We start from the raw sequence: 18,915 nt of genomic DNA, 5'->3' as shown, positions 1-18,915 counted from the left end.
TGTAGTCGCCTGCGCGGGCACTATCCGAACGCAGTGAGGATATCCCGCGCAGCGACCGCGAGTGCGAGGCGTGACCGCATGGAGCGCCTCGACATGCGAACGGGGAGCGAAGCGACCCGTGAGCGAGCCCGCCGAGGGCTTTCAACGCTTGCTGTCTCCAGCGGTTGCCCCCGATCGACTTCTCTTCACTCCAGATTAATCAGAAACAACCGATACACTCGCACGCTGTAGTTAGCAGTCGTACCACGGTTCAATCGTGGAATCGTCGTGTAGCGTGAGTCCGATATCTTTCAGTCCACACTCGAAATCAGCCGGCAAATCGGGGTCATACCGCCACGAGTGAGAGACGCCATCTGCGGTAAACGCGTGGACTCTCGAAGGGGTCGTTTCGATAGCACCACGCGATATCATCGTTTCTGGCCCGAGCGTGAACACGCGGCTGAAAAGTGTCTCATCCTCACTGTCTATCACACGGACTGCTATCTCCGCCTTCGAATCAGACCTGTTCTCAACAGTCACCTCGCTAGGTTCGTCGGTGCTACTGGAGTTGGTTCCCGGGAGAACGGCGTTACAGCCGGAAATAGATACGGACGCTACAACTCCGAGCGAAGCAAGAAACCGCCGTCGAGATGGTCGATTGTCTTGGAGAGTGGCTGATACGCGGTCGGAGGGCATTACTATTCAGTTAAGACTCAAGAGAAAATAATACCGACGGACGCACTGCGAGCGATAGCTATGCAGCTAGATCTACCACTCGGATGAGGGTCTCACCAGTCGACGGACAGCGAGCCGTCGCCGTTCGGATCCGGAGCGATCTCCTCGTCGGTGCGGCGGTCGACGACGTGGATGACGCCGCGGTCTTTCTTCGCGGGACAGATCTCCGCCGCGCGGACGTTCTCGTCGAGGTCGTCCTCGTCGATGAAGTACGCCTGCGGCTGGGCGATGCCGGTGGAGATGTCGAGCTTCCAGTTGTCGGAGACTTCGGCGCACTTCCCGGCGCCGAAGCACTTGTTCGCCTCGAAGATGATCTTGTAGGGCTTGTCCGCTACGGGGGGCGCGTCGCTCTCGCCGATCGTGCTCGGATCGACGGGTCCGTCGTCGGCCATACTCACACCTGAGCGGTCGCGGACCTTTCGTCTGTCGCTTCGGGCGAAACTCCGGCGAGCGACGGGCGGGCCGCACGACGGGACCGACCGCGTAGACGAGGCGGACCGGCCACCGATTATAAGGCTCGGGCGGTCGCACCTCGACGCATGACTTACCTGGTGCCCTTCGACGGATCCGCCCTCGCGGAAGCCGCACTGGAGCGAGCGACCGAGTTCGCGGCGCTGACCGACGAGGAGGTCGTCGCGCTGGTCGTTATCCCGCTCGACGAGCGCGATTTCGCCGTCGAGCGCGGCTGGATCGACGAGAGCGAGCGGTACGACCCCGACGAGATCGAATCGGCGCTGCGGGTGCAGGTGGCGGAGGTCGCCCCCGACGCCACGTTCCGCTGTGAGCGGCCGGAGGACGTGAGTTCGGTCGCGTCGATTACGACCGACGTAGTCCGAACCATTCGAACCGTGGCCCAGGACGTGGACGCGGAGATCGTCTTCATCGGGAGCGAGAACGCTGGTCGCGTGTCGACGCCGGTCACGAGCGTCGGCGCACCGGTGTCGGAAGACCCCCGGTACGACGTCCACATCGTCAGGCACGCCGGCGGCGACTGACCGGAATCGGGTGACAGCTCAGCGGACGACGGTGACGGGGACGGGCGAGCGCCGGACGACGGCCTCGGCGACGCTCCCGAGGAGGATGCGCGTGACGCCCGAGCGGCCGTGGCTGCCCATGACGATCTGGTCGACGTCGTTGTCCTCTGCGTACTCGACGATGACCCGGATCGGCTTGCCGACCTCGATGGCGCGGTCGACCGTGAGGTCGGTGTCCGCCGCGAGGTCGGCGATCTCGTCGAACAGTTCCTCGGCGGCGGCCTTCTCGCTCTCGTACCACTCCTCGGAGAAACTCGGGAGCGAGGCCTGCGCGCTGTAGCCCGCCTCGGCGGGGTTGATGACGTGCAAGAGGACCACCTCCGCGTCGCCGAACTCCTCGGCGACGAACTCGAACGCCCTGTGTGCCTGTTCCGACCCGTCGACCGGGACGAGAACTCGCTTGCCCATAGCTACCATACGAGTGCCTCGATGCTTCAATCTTCGGCGCGTCGACGCCGGTTCGACCCGTTCGGCGACCGACCGGCGACAGACAAGGCTTAGGACGGCGCCCCGACAACCCGGTTCCATGCTATCCGGTCTGGCGACGGTCTCCGTCTCCGTCACCGCGGCCGCCGTCGCGAGCGTCCCGCTGCCCCTGCAATCGACGGGGTCACTCGCCGCCGCAGCGGCGATCCCGGCGCTCACGTGGGCGACGCTCGTCGTCTGGGTGTACCAGGACGCGAGAGCGCGGGGGAGCGACCACCCCGCCGGGTCGGCCGTGGCCGTCGCCGTCTTCCCGCCGCTACTGGTCGCGTACGTCTACTACCGAAGCGACCGCAGCCAGCCGCAGTCGGACCGCGAGCGACTGACGCTCACCGCGTTGCTCGCGCTCCTGAGCGCGATGTTGGCCGGATCGGTCTTCGCGCCGCCGGACGTGTTCGCCCAGCCGCGCAACACTTTCGGCGCCCTGCTGGTCACGTTCCCGCTGTTTTACCTGCTGGTCTACCGGGGAGACGAGTCGAACGACCGCGAAGAATCGGCGTCCTGAGGGGGTGTCGTCCGGCGCTCGGTGGTGCGGGCCAGCGCTCAGTCGTCGCCGTTGACTTCCGCGCGGAGCGTGGCTACGTCGGACATCCGCTCGGCGTGGGCGTTGTGCTGGTGGATGGACTCGTCGTTGGACTGCTCCATGTAGACGACCGCGTCGTCGTCCAGGTCGGGGAACTCCTCGACGACGCCCTCGGCCATGGCGCGCACGCAGTCCTCGACGAACTTGGCGTCGAGGTGCGCCTGGTAGGTCATGTGGTCCTCGTCGGGGCGCTTGGCGAGGTTGTAGATCCGCGCGCTCATCGAATCGCGGGCGACCTCGATGAGATCCACGAGGTCCACGTCAGGGCCGCCCTCGCTCTCGATCGTTATCGTGGCGTGGCCGCGCTGGGAGTGGCCCGGCTGGGGCACGTCGCGGAGGAACTCCTCGATGGTCTGGTCGTCGACGCCCTGTTCGCGGAGCGTCTCGCGGGCGCGGGCGGCGGACATCCCCTGCGAGCAGGGACAGACCGTCATGCCCGTGACGCAGGCGCCGATCTCCTCGTCGGTGCCCTCGTCGGTGGCGGTGGCCGAGGCGATGACGTCCGCGGTCGACTGCGTTGGGAGGTCGCTCTCGGGGGTCTGCTCGCGGGTGACGAACTCGGCTTCCATGCGGACCTCCGCCTGCTCGGTGTAGTCGTGCTTCTCCAGGAGGCGCTCGGCGGCGTTGCCGCAGATGTCTTCGAGGCGGTAGTCGGTGCGACTGACGGCCGCCTCGAGCGTCTCGTCGATGACCTCCATGTTGCGACTCATGTCGGCGCCCTTGCGCCAGCTGGGCAGGTCGACGAACACCTCGAACTCCGCCATCAGGACGTATGGGCGCTTGTCCTCGCGGCTTATCTCGACGAGCTTCTCGACGCCGGTGACGCCGACGCGGTTGAGGCCGACGGTCACGTCCGGGCTCGACGCCTGGACGTCCGGCAGTTGCGGTGTCATTGTGCCCCGCTTAGGACCTTCCCCGAATAGTGCTTTCGAAAAGCCGAGTATTCGCCACGCTCGGTGACGGCGCCGCGAGACCGCCCAGTGACATTCCGAGATCGCTGGACGGCATCGTCCCGGGACCGCCTAGCGACACCTGTGCTCACCGTTCGAGATCGCGAAAGAGCGCCTCGAAGTCGTCGTCGGCCAGGCGATCGGCGGCAGACGTGAGCGAGTCGCGCAGTTCCGCGCGTCGGGATTCGAGCCGCTGGAACTCGTCGCTACCGTCGAGCTCCGCCCGGTCTTTCGTGGACTTGAGCGCGACGTACGTCCTGGTCACGCGGTAGTACTCCCTGAGCGCGCGTTCGTACTCGGTACAGCGCAGCAGACGGTCGATCGTCTCCAGCAGTTCCTCGCCGCTGACGGGCTTGACGACGTAGTCGTCGAACTCCATGTCGACGATGTCGAAGTCCGCGTCGACCGCCGTCACCATCGCGACCCGCGCGTCGAGGCCCCGCTCGCGGATCGTCTCCAGCACGTCGTCGCCGACGATGTCTGGCATCCGCCGGTCGAGCAGGACGACGTCGACCGCCTCGTCGAGTTCGCTGAGAGCGGCTTCCCCGCTGTAGGCGGTCCGAACGGTGTGGTGCTCCCTGACGTGCGCGGCGTACGAGTCGGTGACTGCGGGCTCGTCGTCGACGATCAGCACGACCGCCCGCTCCTGGCTCGTCATTCGAACGTGGACATATGGAACAACGGTGCGCAAAAAGGTTCCGTCGGTTCCTGTGCAGTGACGGACACGAACGGACGCGTCGGTCGCCGCTACCCGTCGTCGCCGTCGTCGACGAGGTCTTCGTACCGCGCGCCGGTCTGTTTGAGCGTCTCGGTCGAGTAGAGCCGCTCGTGGTCGTAGGGGAGGTACTCGCCGGCGAGTTCGTCGATCTTCGTGTCGACAGCCTCCTGCTCGCGCCCGTGGATCATCGTGAAGAGGTTGTAGGGCCATGCCTGGTCGGGACGGCGCGGTCTGTGGTAACAGAGCGTCACGTAGGGAAGTCGGCCTACTTCGACGCCCCGCTCGTCCAGGTCCTCGTCGGGAAGGTCCCAGACGACCATACAGTTGGCGTCGAACCCCGTCGCGAGGTGGTTGACGACGCAACCGATCCGCTTGATGCAGCCGTCGGCGAGCAGCCGTTCGACGCTGTCGAGCACGTCCGCCACCGGCGCGTCGACCGCCTCGGCCACGTCACGATACGGCGTCGCCGTCAGCGGGAACCCCTCCTGGACCTCCAGCAGGATCCGGCGGTCCAGGTCAGTCAGATCCGCGGCGGCCCGCTCGCTGATCGTCGTCGCCGCCACGTCGGTCTCGGCGAGGCTCTCGCGGGCGAAGCGGTCGGTGTTGACGACCGGGAACTCCAGATCGATGTAGAAGTCGGTCAGCATCGGGAGGACGAGTACCGCGCAGCCGGTCCGCTCCTCGATCTCGGCGAGGATGGCGTCGCGGCGCTCCTTCGACGCCGCCGTCACCACGAACCACATGTTCCACTCGTGGTCGCGGGCGTAGTTGTGGTTGACCTGATCGTACTCGTTGATCACCGCTGCCACCTCGTCGAACCGGTCGACGGGCGCTTTCACTGCCGCGAGCGTCGAACTGCCGATGACCGGCGGGTTCAGCACGGGACCGAACCGGCGGAAGATCCCCTGGTCGTAGAGCCGCTGGACCCGCTCCAGCGCCGCTGTTTCGTCTACGCCCACGTCCGCGGCGACGGCTTCGAAGGGTCGTTCGGCTACCGGGAACCCGCTCTGCCAGCCGTCGACGAGCGCCGCGTCGACCGCGTCCACCTGCGACCGCCAGTCGGCCGTCCCCTGACTCATTCGACGGGAGTTAGGAACACAGCGCCCTACCTCTTTCGGACCGTCGCTTCCGCGGCAGCGTCACCGCTTCGGCGGCGCCAGCCGGACACGGCCCCGAGACCGGGATCCAACTGGCAGACCGGTGGGGAATTTCCTCCCGCTCTCGCTCGTCGGGCGGTCGTCGGGTGATCACCGCCGGGATCGGCACTTCAGTCGTGGCCGTTGATCTCGACCGGCCCGTAGGGTTCTTCCAGGTACTCGAGGTCGCTGTCGGAGAGGTCGATCTCGAGCGCCTCGACGGCGTCTTCGAGGTGTTCGACGCTCGTGGTGCCGACGATCGGCGCGTCGACGGCGTCCTGGTGGAGGAGCCACGCGAGCGAGATCTGTGCCATAGTCACGTCCTTCTCCGCGGCGAGTTCCTCGACGCGTTCGTTGATCTCCTCGCCCCCGTTCGCGCGGTAGGTGGCTATCCGCTCGGCGAACTGGCTGTTCTCCATGTACTCCCCGCGGACGGTCTCGGCGAGTTCCTCGTGCGGACGCGTGAGATAGCCGCGAGCGAGCGGGCTCCACGGGACGACGCCGATCCCCTCGCGCTCGCAGAGGGGCAGCATCTCGCGTTCCTCCTCGCGGTAGGCGAGGTTGTAGTGGTTCTGCATCGTCTGGAACCGTTCGAGGCCGAGGCGCTCGCTCGTGTGGAGCGCGTCGGCGAACTGGTGGGCCCACTGCGAGGAGGTGCCGACGTACCGGACCTGGTTCCGGCGAACGGCGTCGTCGAGCGCGCGGAGCGTCCCCTCGATCGGCGTGTCGTAGTCCCACCTGTGCGTCTGGTAGAGGTCGACGGTGTCCACGCCGAGCCGGTCGAGGCTGTTCGAGAGCTCCTGCTCGATGGCCTTCCGCGAGAGTCCGCTCGCGTTCGGATTCCCCTCGTCCATCTCCCCGTAGCCCTTCGTCGCGATGACCTGTTCGTCGCGCTCGTAGTCGTCCAGGACGTTTCCCAGGACGCGCTCGGACTCGCCGTTCGAGTAGACGTTCGCGGTGTCGAAGAAGTTGATCCCGAGGTCGATCGCCCGTTCGATGATCGGCCGGCTGTCCTCCTCGTCGAGCACCCAGTCGCGATAGTCGTTGGACCCGAAACTCATACAGCCGAGGCAGATCCGGCTCACCGTCATTCCCGTGTCGCCGAGGGTCGTGTACTCCATGTCTGGCTGTGTCGCGACCCCGAGTGATAAGCCTGGCTCGGCCGACGGCGCACGTCGCGTGGAGAGCCGGGCACGCGAACGGCAGCCGCCTGCGCACTGAAGGCGGAGGCGTGACAGTGGCCCCGGTCGCGGACCGCGCCGGCGGTCACACCGCGGACCGAACACGGATCGAAGAGCCCGACGGGGATTCCCAGCGCGTTGCCCGAAGCGGGTCCCTTTAGAGTCACCGGTCCGAACCGTTTCGCATGGCTCAAGCGACACAGGAGTTCGGCGACTGGCCGCTGAAACGGCTGATGACCGAGGTCGTCGGGTCCGGGCACAAGTCCGCCGACGACATGACTCGCGGGCAGGCGCGCGAGGCGTTCCAGCGCATCCTCGCCGGCGAACCGGACCACACGACGCTCGGCGCGTTCTGGCTCGCCAACCGCTGGAAGCGCAACAACGCCGAGGAACTGGCCGCCTACGTCGACGTGATGCGCGAGGAGAGCGTGGAGACGGCCGAACCCGACGCCGACCCCGTCGACTGCGGCGCCAACTACGACGGCAAGGGCCGCTCCGCGATTCTGGGCGTCGCGGCCGGCGTCGTCGCCGCCGCCGCGGGCACGCCGGTCGTCGTCCACAGCGGCGACCGCGTCCCGACGCAGAAACAGGACGCCTACAAGCACGTGCTCGACGAACTCGGCGTCCGGACCGAGATCGAACCCGGCGAGAGCGCGGACATGGTCGACGAGGTGGGCTTCGGTTTCTACTACCAGCCCGCGTTCAACCCCGGTATCGACGCGCTGTTCGACCGCCGCGACAACATGGGCGTCCGCTCGTTCGTCAACACCGTCGAGACGCTCGCTAACCCCGCCAACGCCGACGTGCATCTCGGCTCGTTCTACCACCTCGCGTTCGCGACGAAGATGACCGACACGCTCCAGGCCGCCGAGAGCCAGGACGTCTCCCGCACCCTGTTCTTCCAGGGGATGGAGGGCTACGACGACGTGCGCCCCGGGACGACCGTGGTCGCCGAGTGGAACGCGGGCGACGAGGAACTGGACGACTTCGAGATCCAGACCGCGAACTACGGTATGGACTTCGAGAGCGAGGACCTCCAGGTCGACGACGTGGCCGCCGAATCGGCCGAAATCACCGAGGACGTCCTCGCGGGCGATCGCGACGACCAGTTCGCCGACGCCGTCGCGCTCAACGCCGCACTACGGATCTACGCCCGCGAGGACGCCGACTCGCTGGATGATGGACTGGAGATGGCGCGCGACGCGCTCGACAGCGGCGACGCCGCGGACGTGCTTGACGATCTGCGGGACTTCTGAGCGGGTGGGCCCGGCGAGACCCGGACGGATGGCGGCGCCGTCCACGCCTCACGATGGCGTCCGCTCGGCTGGATCGAGCGCGTAGACCGCCTCCTCCGTGCCGACGAACACCCGCTCGTCGACGAAGAGGCTCTGTATGTCGCCCTCGACGCTCGCGTCAAACTGCCGTTCGCCGTCCGCGTCGAACCCCAGAACCCGCTCGTCGCCGGCTTCCACGAACAAGAGCGACTGAGTGTCGCCCTTTCGACTTTCGCCGCCGATCCCCGCAACAGTGACAGTTTCCGCTGGCTCCCCGCCGAGGTCGTCGTCCCACAGTTTCGTCCCGTCGTCCGGATCGACCGCGACCACTCCACTGCCCTCCTCGTCGCCGACGTAAACGCGGTCGTCGCCGACGGCGACGCGTGCCCTGTCGGCCGCGACCGACCACGCACGCTGGCCGTCCGCGGCGGTGAACGCGGACAGGCGGTCGCCGTGGTCGACGAGCAGGTGACCGAACGCGAACTGTTTCAGTTTTCCCGCGCGATCGAGGTACCACAGCTCCGTCCCCCGGTCGAACGCGGCGACGGTGTCGTACCCTTCGACGTACGCGACGTCCCCGTCGACCACGACTTCGGACACGTGTCCGTCGTCGACGGCGTGGTCCCAGCGAACGCTTCCGTCCTCGCGGTCGAACGCGGCGAGCGATTCGTCGCCGGCGTAGACGGCGTCGTCGACGGCGAACACGTTCGGACTGGACTCGCCGAACTCGGTCGCCCATCGGACCGTGCCCGTGGTCGCGTCCACTGCGCGGACGACACCGTCGTCGGTGCCCACGTACACGACCCCGTCCGCGATCCGGGGAGCGCGGTACACGCTCCCGAACTCGCGGACCCACCGCTCGCTGCCGTCGAACTCGACGGCGTACAGCTCTCCCGAACCGTTCCCGACCGCGTCGTCGCCGACCCCGAAGTAGACCGCGTCCCGGACGACCAGGTCGGTGTAGCCCGTCAACCCGTTCGAGCGGCCGTAGCGCCACTCCCGGCGGCCGCTCGTCGCGTCCAGCGCGAATACCCCGCCTCGTGCGCCCTCTGCCGACGAATCCTCGCTACCCAAAACGCGGCCCTGCGCGACTGCGTCGACGTACCCGCCGACGCCGTACCGCCACTCCGCGTCGCCACCGAACGCTCCGGGGCCGCCGGCGAGCGTCCCGAGACAGCCCCCGATCCCGGAGACACCGACCGTACCGGCGAGGCCGACGGTTCGGAGGAGCGTCCGCCTGTTCATAGACGGACTTGTCCAGCACCGCGTAATAAGTTTCGTGCCGACGACAGATGATCGAGGGCGGTTTCGGGGCGGCTCGTCGCCTCGTCCGCGAAGCGTTCTTGGCGTTCGAACGTGATCCTCTCCCATGGACACCTTTCAGGGATACCGCCGATCGGACGGCCGGATCGGCGTCCGCAATCACGTCGCGGTCCTGCCCACGTCGGTCGCGGCGAGTCCGATCGCGGATCGGATCGCCGGCGACGCCGGCCGGTGGGCGCGCGCGACGCCCCACCAGATGGGCACCAGCCAGCCCGCGGAAGGCCGCGAGCGCACGCGAACGATACTCGCCGGGATCGGCCGTAACCCGAACGTCGGCGCGGCGCTCGTGGTCGAACTCGGGACCGAGGACATCGACGCCGAGGACGTCGCCGACGATATCGCACAGTCGGGGAAACCCGTCGAGACGCTCGCCGTCCGCGAGGCCGGCGGGACGAAGGCCGCCCTCGACGCGGGAGCCGACATCGTCGCCGACCTCTGGGCGGAAGTCGGCGACCAGCGTCGGGAGGAAGCCGACGCGAGCGAACTCGTCTTCGGCGTCGAGTGCGGCGGCAGCGACGCGACGAGCGGCATCGCGGCGAATCCCGCCCTCGGCGACGCCTCCGATCGACTCGTGGACGCGGGCGGCGCGGTCTGCATCTCGGAGACGCCGGAGTTCATCGGCGCCGAACACGTCGCGGCCGAGCGCTGCGCCGACGGGGAAACTCGCGAGAAGTTGCTCGACCGCGTCGACCGTCGCGAACGCCTGGCGGACCTGATGGGCGTCGACATGCGCGGCGCCCAGCCCTCGCCGGGCAACCAGGAGGGCGGGCTGACCACCATCGAGGAGAAGAGTCTCGGCGCGCTCGCCAAGTGCGGCACCCGCGACATCCGCCACGTCGTCGACTACGGCGAGACGATCCCGGTCGGCGGCGGAGTGACGGTGATGGACACGCCGGGCTACGACGTGGAGAGCGTCGTCGGCAAGGTCGCGGGTGGCGCGCAGGTGATCGCCTTCACCACCGGGCGCGGGTCGACGACCGGCAACCCCATCGCGCCGGTGATCAAGGTGACCGGCAACCCGCGAACCGCGGAGCGGCTCGCGTCGAACATGGACGTGGACGCCAGTACCGTCATCGACGGCGAACCGCTTGGCGACGCCGGCGAGCGGATCTACCGGACGCTGCTGTCGGTGGCGGACGGCGCGGAGACGGCCGCGGAGACCCGCCGGTTGGAGGAGTTCGCGATCAACGAGCGCCAACCGCGCGAACTCGCGGCGGAGGGCGGGCGATGAGCAGCGGGCTCGACCGCGCGCCGCGGGAGGGCGACCGATGAAAGGCGAGGTGCTCGACGGGCGAGCGCTGTTGATGGCGACCGAGGACAACGTCGCGACGGCGCTCGAAGACCTCGAACCCGGGGATCGGCTCGGCGACGCCGACCCGCCGCTTTCCGTCGCCGACGAGATCCCGTTCGGCCACAAGGTCGCGCTCGCGGACGTCGACGCCGGCGAGACGGTGCGCAAGTACGGCGAGGTCATCGGCGAAGCGTCGGAAGACGTCGCTCGCGGCGAGTGGGTCCACACCCACAACTGCGAGAGCACGCGCGGGCGAGGCGACCGCGCGGCGGCGGCAGCGAGCGCGGAGACGGACGAATCAGGGAGTGAGTCGGCGTGAGCCTGACACAGGGGTTCGAGGCGGTCGATCGCGGCGATCGCGGCGTGGGCGTGCGCGACAGAGTGCTCGTGCTGCCGTCGGTCATCTGCTCGCGGATCGTCGCCGACCGGATCGCCGAGGCGGTGCCGGGCGCCGTGAGCGCGCCGCACGACCACGGCTGCGGCCAGATCGGCGACGACAAGTCGCAGACGCTCCGCGCATTCCTGGGCGTGGGTTCGAATCCGAACGTCGCCGGCACGGTCGTCGTCGGCCTGGGCTGCGAGTCGATACAGAGCGACGACGTGGCAGCCGACCTGTCGGACCTGGGGGTTCCGGTCCGCGAGACCGCCATCCAGGACGCCGGCGGGACCGACGCGACGGTCGAAGCGGGGGCCGACGCGGCGAAGCGGCTCCGCGAGACCGAGGGTTCGAACGGGGAGCGGACCGCCGACCTCTCCGACCTGACGGTCGGCGTCGTCTCGGGCGACCTCTCGGCGTCGACTCGCGAGACGGCCGACCCGCTGGTGGGTGACGTCCTGGACCAACTGGTCGACGCGGGCGCGCGAGTGGTCGCGGCCGGGAGCGAGCGCGTGGTCGCCCATCCCGACCACGCGGCGGCACGCGCGGCGAGCGACGAGAGCGCGGCGGCCGTTCGGGAACTCGTCGAGCGCCACCGCGGACAGCCGGCGCGCGCGTCGCGAGTCGGTCGGGACGCGACGGACCACGAGTTCGACGCGGTGACGCGGGCGTGGGGGGACCAGCCGATCCGGAGGGTCCTCGCCTACGGTGAACGGGCCGACCACGACGAGGGGCTGGCCGTGGTCGACGCTCCGTCGCGCTTCGCGGAGGCGGCGACGGGGCTCGTCGCAACCGGGGCGCAGGTCGTGATCCACGTCACCGGTGAGGGGGTCCCGACGGGCCACCCCGTCGCTCCGGTGCTGAAAGTCTCGGGCGACGAGGCGACGCTCTCCGCCGTGGGCGACGACGTCGACGTGGACGCGACCGCGGCGTCGGTCGCCGATCTGCTGGACCGATTGCGAGCGGTCGCCGGCGGGCGGCGCGTGCGCGCGGAGGAACACGGACTCGAATCCTCGGCGATCACGCGCGTCGGGCCGTCGATGTGAACGGTGGCCCGCAAGCCGTCGAGGGGCCGACCGTGTCCTCGGCGAGGACCGTCACGTCAGCGCTGTGACGGCGGTCGCGGTCACGCCGTGGCGGGGGGCCGCCCGTGACGGCGGTACCATCAGGGTTTTCTTCGCTCCGGCGCTCTGTCGAATCATGAGTGACGATCTGACTGCGACGCTCCACACCTCGGAGGGCGACATCGAAGTCCGACTGTTCGAAGACAAGGTGCCGAACACCGTCGAGGCGTTCGTGGACCACGCGACCGAGTCCGACTACGAGGAGGCCGCGGTCGGCCCGGGCGAAGGCGCCTGGGAGGACCCCGAGAGCGGCGAGAAGCGTGTCGATCCGCTGTACGAGGACGTCGAGTTCCACCGCGTCATCGAGGACTTCATGCTCCAGGTCGGCGACCCGACCGGAACGGGCCGGGGCGGCCCCGGCTACACCTTCGACGACGAGTTCCACGACGACCTGCGCCACGACGAGCCGGGCAAGCTCTCGATGGCCAACCGCGGCCCCGACACGAACGGCTCGCAGTTCTTCATCACGCTCGGCGCCCAGCCCCACCTCGACGACAAACACGCCGTCTTCGGCGAGGTCGTCGACGGCATGGACGTCGTCGAGGCGATCGGCTCGGTCGAGACCGACCCCAGTGATCGACCGATCGACACCGTCGTGCTCGAATCTGTCGATATTCATCGGTAATACCGGACGTTCATTCGCCGTTCCCCCGTACACTTTTACTATCCTGAGTCAATAGTAGGGGCTGGTCAGCCCCTTTCGGTCCGCTAATTCCCTAATATAATACCACGGGTTAGAATATAATTTAAGATAATTTTCGACCGCCGTAGTATGGCGATTAGCAAAGAAACCTGCGGCAAGTTCCACCGCAATTTAAGTAGTATGATCGGCTATGGCACAGTATGCCTCGCGATACCGACGGTTCGGAAACTAGCCGACGACGATTCTTGAAAGCGACCGGTGCCGCGACCCTCACCTCCGCCATTGCCGGATGCGGATCCAACGGGGGCGACACGGACACGCCCGGTGGAGACGGCGGTGACGGTGGTGACGGTGGTGACGGTGGCGACGGTGGAGACGGTGGCGACGGTGGCGATGGGACGGACACGGGAACCGGCACGGACGACAGCCCGATCACCGTAGACGGGTATCCGTACGGGGTCGGCGAGACGAAGGTCCCGGAGGCCCAGCAAGTCATGGAAGACGCGGGATACGGACCGGACAACCGTTTCGAGCTGGACTGGCTCCAGTACAGCAGCCCGACGTGGTCGGAGATGGCGAGCACGATCGCCTCCCGGCTCGAGTCCGCCTACATCGACATGAACCAGAGCGAAGCGGCGTTCTCGCCGCTACTGGAGACCACCCGGAACGGCAACCACGAGGCGTACACCCTCGGGTGGATCGCCGACTACCCCGGCGCGCAGAACTTCGTTCAGCTGATCGACCCGCCGAACACGATGTACGCCGACAACGCGGCGGCGAACGGCGCGCGCCTCTTCTGGTCGGAAGACGCCGAGGCGGACCCCGAAGTCCGTCAGTACATGATCGAGCAGTTCGACCGGATCGAGGAGAATCCGCAGGACACCGAAGAGGCGGCCCAGATCCGCGGTGAAGCGGCGGTAAACATGGAAGAAGGTATGTGGCAGGAAGCGGCCCTGATCCCGATCTTCCAGTCGGTCACCGAGGGGATGTGGTACGATTACGTCGACTACAACCCGCCGGGCCCGATGGGCCCCTCGCGAGCGAAGGCGAGCAACTCGGTCGCCGGGATCGAGGGCAAAGACCGCCTCTCGACGACGTCTGGGACGTTCAGCAGCCTCGACCCGATCGTGTCTGGCAACACGGCCAGCGGCGGGAAGATCATGGACATGTTCGACGCCCTGACCAACTACCGGAACGGGACGACCGAGGTCGAGAACCTGCTGGCCACGGAGTACGAACTCAGCGACGACTTCACGACCTACACGTTCACGCTCAAGGAGGGCGTCACCTTCCACAACGGCGACGAGCTGACCGCCGACGACTTCGTCTACTCCATCAAGCGGCTGATGGCGTCGACCCGGTCGACGAACGCCCGGTTCCCCATCAGCGTCATGGGCATCGAGCACGAGACCGAGGAGGTCGAGGTGACCGACAGCGAGGGGAACACGGAGACCGCGACCGACACGGGCGAACCGAAGACGCGCGAGCGGATCATCCCCGATTCCATCGGCGTCGAGGCGACCGGCGACTACGAACTGCAGATAACCACCGAAGAGCCGTTCGGGTTCTCGCTGTCCGTGCTGGCGTACTCCGCCTTCTCCGCGGTGCCGGAGGGCATCGTCGGCGACATCGAGGGCTACGAGGGCGAGATGCCGTGGGAGGAGTTCTCCAGCAACCCGATCGGTTGCGGTCCCTTCGAGTTCGTCAACTGGGAGTCCGGCAACGGCGGCGAGTTCGTCGTGGACGCGTACGACGACTACCACGGCGAGGGCGCCAACTTCGACGGCATCGACGCCGCGATCCTCTCGGAGACGCAGGCGACCTACAACCGGTTCCTCAACCAGAACGCCGACATCGGCGGCGTCCCGACCTCGCAGTATCAGGCCGACGCCGTGACCATCGACGAGACGGACGACCTCGGTCGCGAACTCGGCACCTACGACCTCGAGAACGGCGAGACCGTCAACCTCGCGAAGGTCCCCGAGATCGGAACGTACTACATCGGGTTCAACATGGAAGCGGTCCCGAAGGCGGTCCGGCAGGCGATGGCGTACGTCATCAACCAGCCGCAGTTCATGCAGAACGTGTTCAAAGACCGCTTCGAGCCGGCCTACCACCTCACGCCGCCCCAGATCTTCCCCGGCGGCATCGAGGCGTACGACGAGCACTACCAGTCCGAGTAACGCCGCGACCGTAGCACGCGGCGTACTCCGATGACCGATTTACGAAGTCGACGCACGTATTGCTCGCCGGCACGGATAGTACGACGATCACCCGTATAACGGAGACTACGCCATGAACAAACTCCTGTATCTCGCGAAACGACTCGTCCTCGGGGTGCCGGTGGTGCTGTTCGGCCTTTCGATGACGTTCATCATCCTCTACCTGTCCCCGTTCGACCCCATGACGGCGATCCTGGGTCGGGACTCTGACCCCCAGACGGCGCGACAGCTCGCCGTCGCGCTCGGGCTCAGGTATCCGGACGGCACGCCCGTACCCCTGTGGATCCAGTACAAGAACTTCCTCGTCGACACGATCACGTTCAACTTCGGCCAGTCGTGGGTCGTCACGCGCGGCCAGCCGGTCGGTCAACTCGTCTGGGAGCGCATGCCCGCGACGGTGTGGCTCGGCTTCTGGTCGGTCTTGATCGCGCTGTTCCTGGGCATCCCGATCGGGCTGTACGCCGGACTCCGCTCGAACACGTGGGGCGACTACGCCGCGTCGTTCGGGGGGATCGTCTGGCGAGCGATGCCGAACTTCTGGCTGGCCGTCATGCTCGCCGGGCTGCTCTCGGCCGGCGGCCTGCTCTCGTTCTACCGGGGCTTTCTGATACCGACCAACGTGATCGGGACCCCGAACGCGCTGGGCAACATGCTCGGGAGCTACCAGCTCGTCCAGGGGATATCGATACCGGTGCCCAACTTCTACAACTGGGCCGTCGCATTCAAGTGGATCCTACCCGCCGCCCTCGTCCTCGGCTCGTCGTCGATGGGGAACGAGGTCCGCATCGGGCGGACGGCGGTCCTGGAGAGCATCAACGCCCCGTACATCGACACTGCGAAGGCCAAGGGGCTCTCGACGCGGACGATCATCGGGAAACACGTGGCCCGGAACGCGATGATCCCACTGTTACCGGTCGTCATGGGCGAGTTCTACCTGCTCATCGGCGGGTCCGTCCTCGTCGAGTTGATCTTCGGTATCCGCGGGCTCGGGAACCTCTACCTCTCCGCGATCTTCGCCGCCGACATCCCGATTATCGGCGCGTTGACCTACGTGTTCATCCTGATACTCGTCTTCTTCAACATCGCACAGGACATCGCGTACACGTTCATCGATCCGCGAATCACGCTCGAAGGGGCGGGTGAGTAACCATGTGCGCGACCGTCACCGACGCGACGCGCGGACGCGACTGGCAGGACGACACCACGCTGCGCGAGCGGATCGCGGCCAATCCCAAGCCTGCAGCGACGTGGGCGGCTGTCGCCCTCGGGCTGATAACAGTCGAGTTCGGCGCCCTCCTCGCCGGACTCCTCCTCCTGCTCGACTCGGCGCTCATCGGGACGACGGCGCTCATCGAGGTGTTCGTCGGCGTCTTCTCGCCGGCCGCCTCGGAGACTATCGTCGGCTTCCAGCAGTCGGCCAGCGCGTTCCTCGACGGCCTGCGGAGCACCGCTCACAGTATCCCCACGCTGCTCTCGCGGGAGACGATCCCGAACCAGGGATACAAGACGGGACCGAACGGTCCGTGGGAGAACACCTTCCTCGGGCTCCAGCCGGCGGTCGCGTGGGCGATCCGCGCGACGCTGATCTACGTCTATGCGTTCGTCGCCGCGCTCTGGGCGTTCCGGGGCTGGCAGGTCTTCCGCGACCACTACCGCAACGCCGACTGGACGCCCCGCGACGACGTCGCCGACCGGCTTCGAGGACACCGCTGGGCGCAGTTCGGCATCGCGGTCGTCCTGATATTCGGGACGATGGCGCTGTTCGCGCCGGCGCTGGGACCGACGACCGTCGAGCAGAACATCGAGTCGCCGTACAGCCACGAGGTCCAGTACTTCGATTCCGAGAGCGGCGAGGTGGAGACGGTCCTCGCCGGCGACGCGAACTTCAACTCGAAGTCGAAGGGCAACGGCGACCAGAACGTCGCTCCGATGACCTACGACGACTACGGTCGGTTCCACCCGTTCGGCACGCTGACCAACGGGCGGGACCTGTTCACCTTCGCCGTCATGGGCGCGCGGATATCTCTGACGGTGTCGGCGCTCGCGATGGGGCTGGCGGGGCTCATCGCGATAAGCATGTCGCTCGTGTCCGCCTACTACAAGGGGGTCGTCGACCTGGCGACCATCCTCACCGCGGACGGGATCACGTCGATCCCGCAGTTACTGCTGCTGTTGATGGTCGCGATGGCGTTCCAGGGCCACTGGCTCTCGGACGTGTTCAACGGCGGATTCCTGCTCGCGATGGTGTTCGGCCTCACGGGCTGGCCCGGACTGTGGCGGGCCGTCCGCGGTCCGGCGCTACAGGTCTCCGAGGAGGAGTGGATCGACGCGGCCCAGAGCTTCGGCCAGCGGCCGAGCGTGACGATGCGAAAACACATGTTACCCTACGTACTCCCGTACCTGCTGATCTACGGTTCGATGGCCGTCGGTGGTATCGTGATCGGCCTCTCGGCGCTCTCGTTCATCGGGAGCGGACTCGGAATCAATCCCCCGACTCCGGCGTGGGGTCGGGCCATCTCGATGGGGCGCAACTACGTGTCCACGCAGTCGTGGCACATCGCCCTCATCCCGGGGATGCTCATCGTGATCCTCGTCACGGGGCTCAACGCCTTCGGTGACGGCATCCGCGACGCGATCGACCCCGAGAGCGAGGGCGGCGCCGAAGAGGAAGCCGCCGCAGGGGGGAGCGCAGGATGAGCACTCCACCCGCCGACGACCGGCGCGTTCCCGACCGCCGCGGGGACGAGGAACCGGTCCTCTCGGTGCGGAACCTCCGGACGGTCTTCCACACGGACCGCGAGACGATCCGCGCGGTCGACGGCATCGACCTCGACCTCTACGAGGGCGAGACGGTCGGCCTCGTCGGCGAGTCCGGGTCCGGCAAGTCCGTCACGGCCCGTTCGATCATGGGCCTCGTCGAAGAGCCCGGCGAGATCCTGCCCGGCTCGTCGATCAGGTTCATGGGCGAGGAGATCACCGGCTACTCGGTGAAGGAGTACCAGAACCTTCGGGGCAGCGGCATCGGCATGGTCTTCCAGGACCCGCTGTCGTCGCTCAACCCGGTGTTCACCGTCGGCAACCAGATCAGGGAAGCGCTGCGGGTCAACCGCGGTATCACGGGCGAAGCGGCCAGAGAGGAGGCGATAGACCTGCTGGAGGCCGTCCAGATCCCGGACGCCTCGCGCCGCCTGAAGGAGTATCCCCACGAGTTCTCCGGCGGGATGCGCCAGCGGGCAGTCATCGCGATGATGCTCGCCTGCGACCCCGAGGTCCTGATCTGCGACGAACCGACGACCGCGCTCGACGTGACCATTCAGGCGCAGATCCTGGAACTCCTCGAAGACCTGCAGGAGGACCGCGGCCTCTCGATCCTCTTTATCACCCACGACATGGGCGTCATCGCCGACATCACCGACCGCGTGAACGTGATGTACGCCGGCGAAATCGTCGAGAAGGCGCCGACGGAGAACCTCTTCGCGGACCCGAAACACCCCTACACCAACGGACTCCTCGACGCGATCCCCGGCCAGCACGCCGACGAGGAGCGCCTGCGGACGATCGAGGGCGACGTGCCGACGCCGAACGAACCGGCGACGTACTGCCGGTTCGCCCCGCGGTGTCCGAAGGAGTTCGACGACTGTACCGCGGTCCACCCGCAGCTCGTCGAGGTCAACGAGCGCGACGTCGACCACACCGCGGCCTGTCTCCTCTACCCCGAGGACCGATCGACCGGTGAGGCGGTGGCCCATCACGAACGACTGGCCGAGCGGTCGACGGACTCGTTCGGCACGGAGGGCGAGGAGGACCGCGGCGACGACGTCGCGGCCGACGGCGGCGCGATCGACGGAGGTGACCGACAGTGA

General features: G+C 67.4%; 19 protein-coding genes. 11 read left to right on the top strand and 8 right to left on the bottom strand.

Annotated elements, in window-relative coordinates:
* Positions 1 to 231: 231 nt before the first annotated feature.
* Together ACMGFH_RS09445 and ACMGFH_RS09440 are read right to left on the bottom strand one after the other, a co-directional pair.
* Positions 232 to 675, bottom strand: a complete 444-nt coding sequence (locus ACMGFH_RS09445) for a hypothetical protein (RefSeq protein WP_415382809.1) — start codon at positions 673 to 675, stop codon at positions 232 to 234.
* A 92-nt stretch (positions 676 to 767) separates the two neighbouring features.
* Positions 768 to 1,106 carry a ferredoxin gene (locus ACMGFH_RS09440; protein WP_415382808.1) on the bottom strand — a complete coding sequence of 113 codons (339 nt, stop codon included), beginning with the start codon at positions 1,104 to 1,106 and terminating at the stop codon, positions 768 to 770.
* 147 nt (positions 1,107 to 1,253) lie between these two features.
* Between ACMGFH_RS09440 and ACMGFH_RS09435 the strand changes: the two genes are divergently transcribed.
* The gene (locus ACMGFH_RS09435; protein ID WP_415382807.1) at positions 1,254 to 1,709 is read left to right on the top strand and encodes a universal stress protein; all 456 of its coding nucleotides are present in this window, start codon (positions 1,254 to 1,256) and stop codon (positions 1,707 to 1,709) included.
* An 18-nt stretch (positions 1,710 to 1,727) separates the two neighbouring features.
* Here the strand turns inward: ACMGFH_RS09435 and ACMGFH_RS09430 are convergent, their stop codons facing one another.
* Positions 1,728 to 2,156: a universal stress protein gene (locus ACMGFH_RS09430; protein WP_415382806.1), complete on the bottom strand. Its 429-nt coding sequence runs from the start codon at positions 2,154 to 2,156 to the stop codon at positions 1,728 to 1,730.
* A gap of 118 nt (positions 2,157 to 2,274) precedes the next feature.
* On the opposite strand from ACMGFH_RS09430, the gene ACMGFH_RS09425 reads away from it, so the two are divergent.
* Entirely contained in the window at positions 2,275 to 2,736 is a 462-nt protein-coding gene (locus ACMGFH_RS09425) for a hypothetical protein (protein WP_415382804.1), read from the top strand.
* Positions 2,737 to 2,774: 38 nt separating this feature from the next.
* On the opposite strand, the gene mptA is transcribed toward ACMGFH_RS09425, so the two are convergent.
* From mptA to ACMGFH_RS09405, 4 genes are all read right to left on the bottom strand, one after another.
* A complete protein-coding gene (gene mptA / locus ACMGFH_RS09420) occupies positions 2,775 to 3,707 on the bottom strand; it encodes a GTP cyclohydrolase MptA (protein WP_415382803.1) in 933 nt (310 codons plus the stop codon).
* Between the two features lie 145 nt (positions 3,708 to 3,852).
* Positions 3,853 to 4,422 (bottom strand): response regulator, encoded by a 570-nt coding sequence (locus ACMGFH_RS09415; protein WP_415382802.1) that lies wholly within the window; start codon positions 4,420 to 4,422, stop codon positions 3,853 to 3,855.
* An 89-nt stretch (positions 4,423 to 4,511) separates the two neighbouring features.
* Entirely contained in the window at positions 4,512 to 5,561 is a 1,050-nt protein-coding gene (locus ACMGFH_RS09410; protein ID WP_415382801.1) for an Lrp/AsnC family transcriptional regulator, read from the bottom strand.
* A 188-nt stretch (positions 5,562 to 5,749) separates the two neighbouring features.
* Complete coding sequence (locus tag ACMGFH_RS09405) at positions 5,750 to 6,739, bottom strand: aldo/keto reductase (RefSeq protein WP_415382800.1); 990 nt, start codon at positions 6,737 to 6,739, stop codon at positions 5,750 to 5,752.
* A 245-nt stretch (positions 6,740 to 6,984) separates the two neighbouring features.
* Between ACMGFH_RS09405 and ACMGFH_RS09400 the strand changes: the two genes are divergently transcribed.
* A complete protein-coding gene (locus tag ACMGFH_RS09400) occupies positions 6,985 to 8,055 on the top strand; it encodes an anthranilate phosphoribosyltransferase (RefSeq protein ID WP_415382799.1) in 1,071 nt (356 codons plus the stop codon).
* Positions 8,056 to 8,103: 48 nt separating this feature from the next.
* Here ACMGFH_RS09400 and ACMGFH_RS09395 read toward each other — a convergent pair whose 3' ends face one another.
* Positions 8,104 to 9,318, bottom strand: coding sequence for a PQQ-binding-like beta-propeller repeat protein (locus tag ACMGFH_RS09395; protein WP_415382798.1), 1,215 nt, complete (start codon positions 9,316 to 9,318; stop codon positions 8,104 to 8,106).
* 124 nt (positions 9,319 to 9,442) lie between these two features.
* Here ACMGFH_RS09395 and ACMGFH_RS09390 point away from each other — a divergent pair, with 124 nt between their 5' ends.
* The 8 genes from ACMGFH_RS09390 to ACMGFH_RS09355 all read left to right on the top strand — a co-directional run bounded on the left by ACMGFH_RS09390 (position 9,443) and on the right by ACMGFH_RS09355 (position 18,915).
* A complete protein-coding gene (locus ACMGFH_RS09390) occupies positions 9,443 to 10,627 on the top strand; it encodes a UxaA family hydrolase (RefSeq protein ID WP_415382796.1) in 1,185 nt (394 codons plus the stop codon).
* A 37-nt stretch (positions 10,628 to 10,664) separates the two neighbouring features.
* The gene (locus tag ACMGFH_RS09385) at positions 10,665 to 11,006 is read left to right on the top strand and encodes a UxaA family hydrolase (RefSeq protein ID WP_415382795.1); all 342 of its coding nucleotides are present in this window, start codon (positions 10,665 to 10,667) and stop codon (positions 11,004 to 11,006) included.
* Positions 11,003 to 12,109 (top strand): UxaA family hydrolase, encoded by a 1,107-nt coding sequence (locus ACMGFH_RS09380; RefSeq protein WP_415382793.1) that lies wholly within the window; start codon positions 11,003 to 11,005, stop codon positions 12,107 to 12,109. Before ACMGFH_RS09385 ends, ACMGFH_RS09380 begins: the two co-directional genes overlap by 4 nt.
* Positions 12,110 to 12,263: 154 nt before the next feature.
* Positions 12,264 to 12,812: a peptidylprolyl isomerase gene (locus ACMGFH_RS09375; protein WP_415382791.1), complete on the top strand. Its 549-nt coding sequence runs from the start codon at positions 12,264 to 12,266 to the stop codon at positions 12,810 to 12,812.
* A 263-nt stretch (positions 12,813 to 13,075) separates the two neighbouring features.
* On the top strand, positions 13,076 to 15,013 hold the full coding sequence (locus ACMGFH_RS09370; protein ID WP_415382790.1) for an ABC transporter substrate-binding protein: 1,938 nt from the start codon (positions 13,076 to 13,078) through the stop codon (positions 15,011 to 15,013).
* Between the two features lie 112 nt (positions 15,014 to 15,125).
* Positions 15,126 to 16,199 (top strand): ABC transporter permease, encoded by a 1,074-nt coding sequence (locus ACMGFH_RS09365; RefSeq protein WP_415382789.1) that lies wholly within the window; start codon positions 15,126 to 15,128, stop codon positions 16,197 to 16,199.
* Between the two features lie 2 nt (positions 16,200 to 16,201).
* Positions 16,202 to 17,749: an ABC transporter permease gene (locus ACMGFH_RS09360; RefSeq protein ID WP_415382788.1), complete on the top strand. Its 1,548-nt coding sequence runs from the start codon at positions 16,202 to 16,204 to the stop codon at positions 17,747 to 17,749.
* Complete coding sequence (locus ACMGFH_RS09355; protein ID WP_415382786.1) at positions 17,746 to 18,915, top strand: ABC transporter ATP-binding protein; 1,170 nt, start codon at positions 17,746 to 17,748, stop codon at positions 18,913 to 18,915. Before ACMGFH_RS09360 ends, ACMGFH_RS09355 begins: the two co-directional genes overlap by 4 nt.

Source organism: Halosimplex rarum (genome assembly GCF_047715405.1).
Lineage (GTDB): Archaea > Halobacteriota > Halobacteria > Halobacteriales > Haloarculaceae > Halosimplex > Halosimplex rarum.
This window is presented reverse-complemented; position numbering and strand designations above follow the sequence as displayed.

Excerpts from the sequence above, each read along its gene's own strand:
- ACMGFH_RS09440 (WP_415382808.1), bottom strand. The coding sequence starts at position 1,106 with ATGGCCGACGACGGACCCGTCGATCCGAGCACGATCGGCGAGAGCGAC.
- ACMGFH_RS09445 (WP_415382809.1), bottom strand. The coding sequence starts at position 675 with ATGCCCTCCGACCGCGTATCAGCCACTCTCCAAGACAATCGACCATCT.
- ACMGFH_RS09365 (WP_415382789.1), top strand. The coding sequence starts at position 15,126 with ATGAACAAACTCCTGTATCTCGCGAAACGACTCGTCCTCGGGGTGCCG.
- ACMGFH_RS09430 (WP_415382806.1), bottom strand. The coding sequence starts at position 2,156 with ATGGGCAAGCGAGTTCTCGTCCCGGTCGACGGGTCGGAACAGGCACAC.
- ACMGFH_RS09355 (WP_415382786.1), top strand. The coding sequence starts at position 17,746 with ATGAGCACTCCACCCGCCGACGACCGGCGCGTTCCCGACCGCCGCGGG.
- ACMGFH_RS09395 (WP_415382798.1), bottom strand. The coding sequence starts at position 9,318 with ATGAACAGGCGGACGCTCCTCCGAACCGTCGGCCTCGCCGGTACGGTC.
- ACMGFH_RS09410 (WP_415382801.1), bottom strand. The coding sequence starts at position 5,561 with ATGAGTCAGGGGACGGCCGACTGGCGGTCGCAGGTGGACGCGGTCGAC.
- ACMGFH_RS09390 (WP_415382796.1), top strand. The coding sequence starts at position 9,443 with ATGGACACCTTTCAGGGATACCGCCGATCGGACGGCCGGATCGGCGTC.
- ACMGFH_RS09360 (WP_415382788.1), top strand. The coding sequence starts at position 16,202 with ATGTGCGCGACCGTCACCGACGCGACGCGCGGACGCGACTGGCAGGAC.
- mptA (WP_415382803.1), bottom strand. The coding sequence starts at position 3,707 with ATGACACCGCAACTGCCGGACGTCCAGGCGTCGAGCCCGGACGTGACC.
- ACMGFH_RS09400 (WP_415382799.1), top strand. The coding sequence starts at position 6,985 with ATGGCTCAAGCGACACAGGAGTTCGGCGACTGGCCGCTGAAACGGCTG.
- ACMGFH_RS09425 (WP_415382804.1), top strand. The coding sequence starts at position 2,275 with ATGCTATCCGGTCTGGCGACGGTCTCCGTCTCCGTCACCGCGGCCGCC.
- ACMGFH_RS09435 (WP_415382807.1), top strand. The coding sequence starts at position 1,254 with ATGACTTACCTGGTGCCCTTCGACGGATCCGCCCTCGCGGAAGCCGCA.
- ACMGFH_RS09385 (WP_415382795.1), top strand. The coding sequence starts at position 10,665 with ATGAAAGGCGAGGTGCTCGACGGGCGAGCGCTGTTGATGGCGACCGAG.
- ACMGFH_RS09405 (WP_415382800.1), bottom strand. The coding sequence starts at position 6,739 with ATGGAGTACACGACCCTCGGCGACACGGGAATGACGGTGAGCCGGATC.
- ACMGFH_RS09415 (WP_415382802.1), bottom strand. The coding sequence starts at position 4,422 with ATGACGAGCCAGGAGCGGGCGGTCGTGCTGATCGTCGACGACGAGCCC.
- ACMGFH_RS09375 (WP_415382791.1), top strand. The coding sequence starts at position 12,264 with ATGAGTGACGATCTGACTGCGACGCTCCACACCTCGGAGGGCGACATC.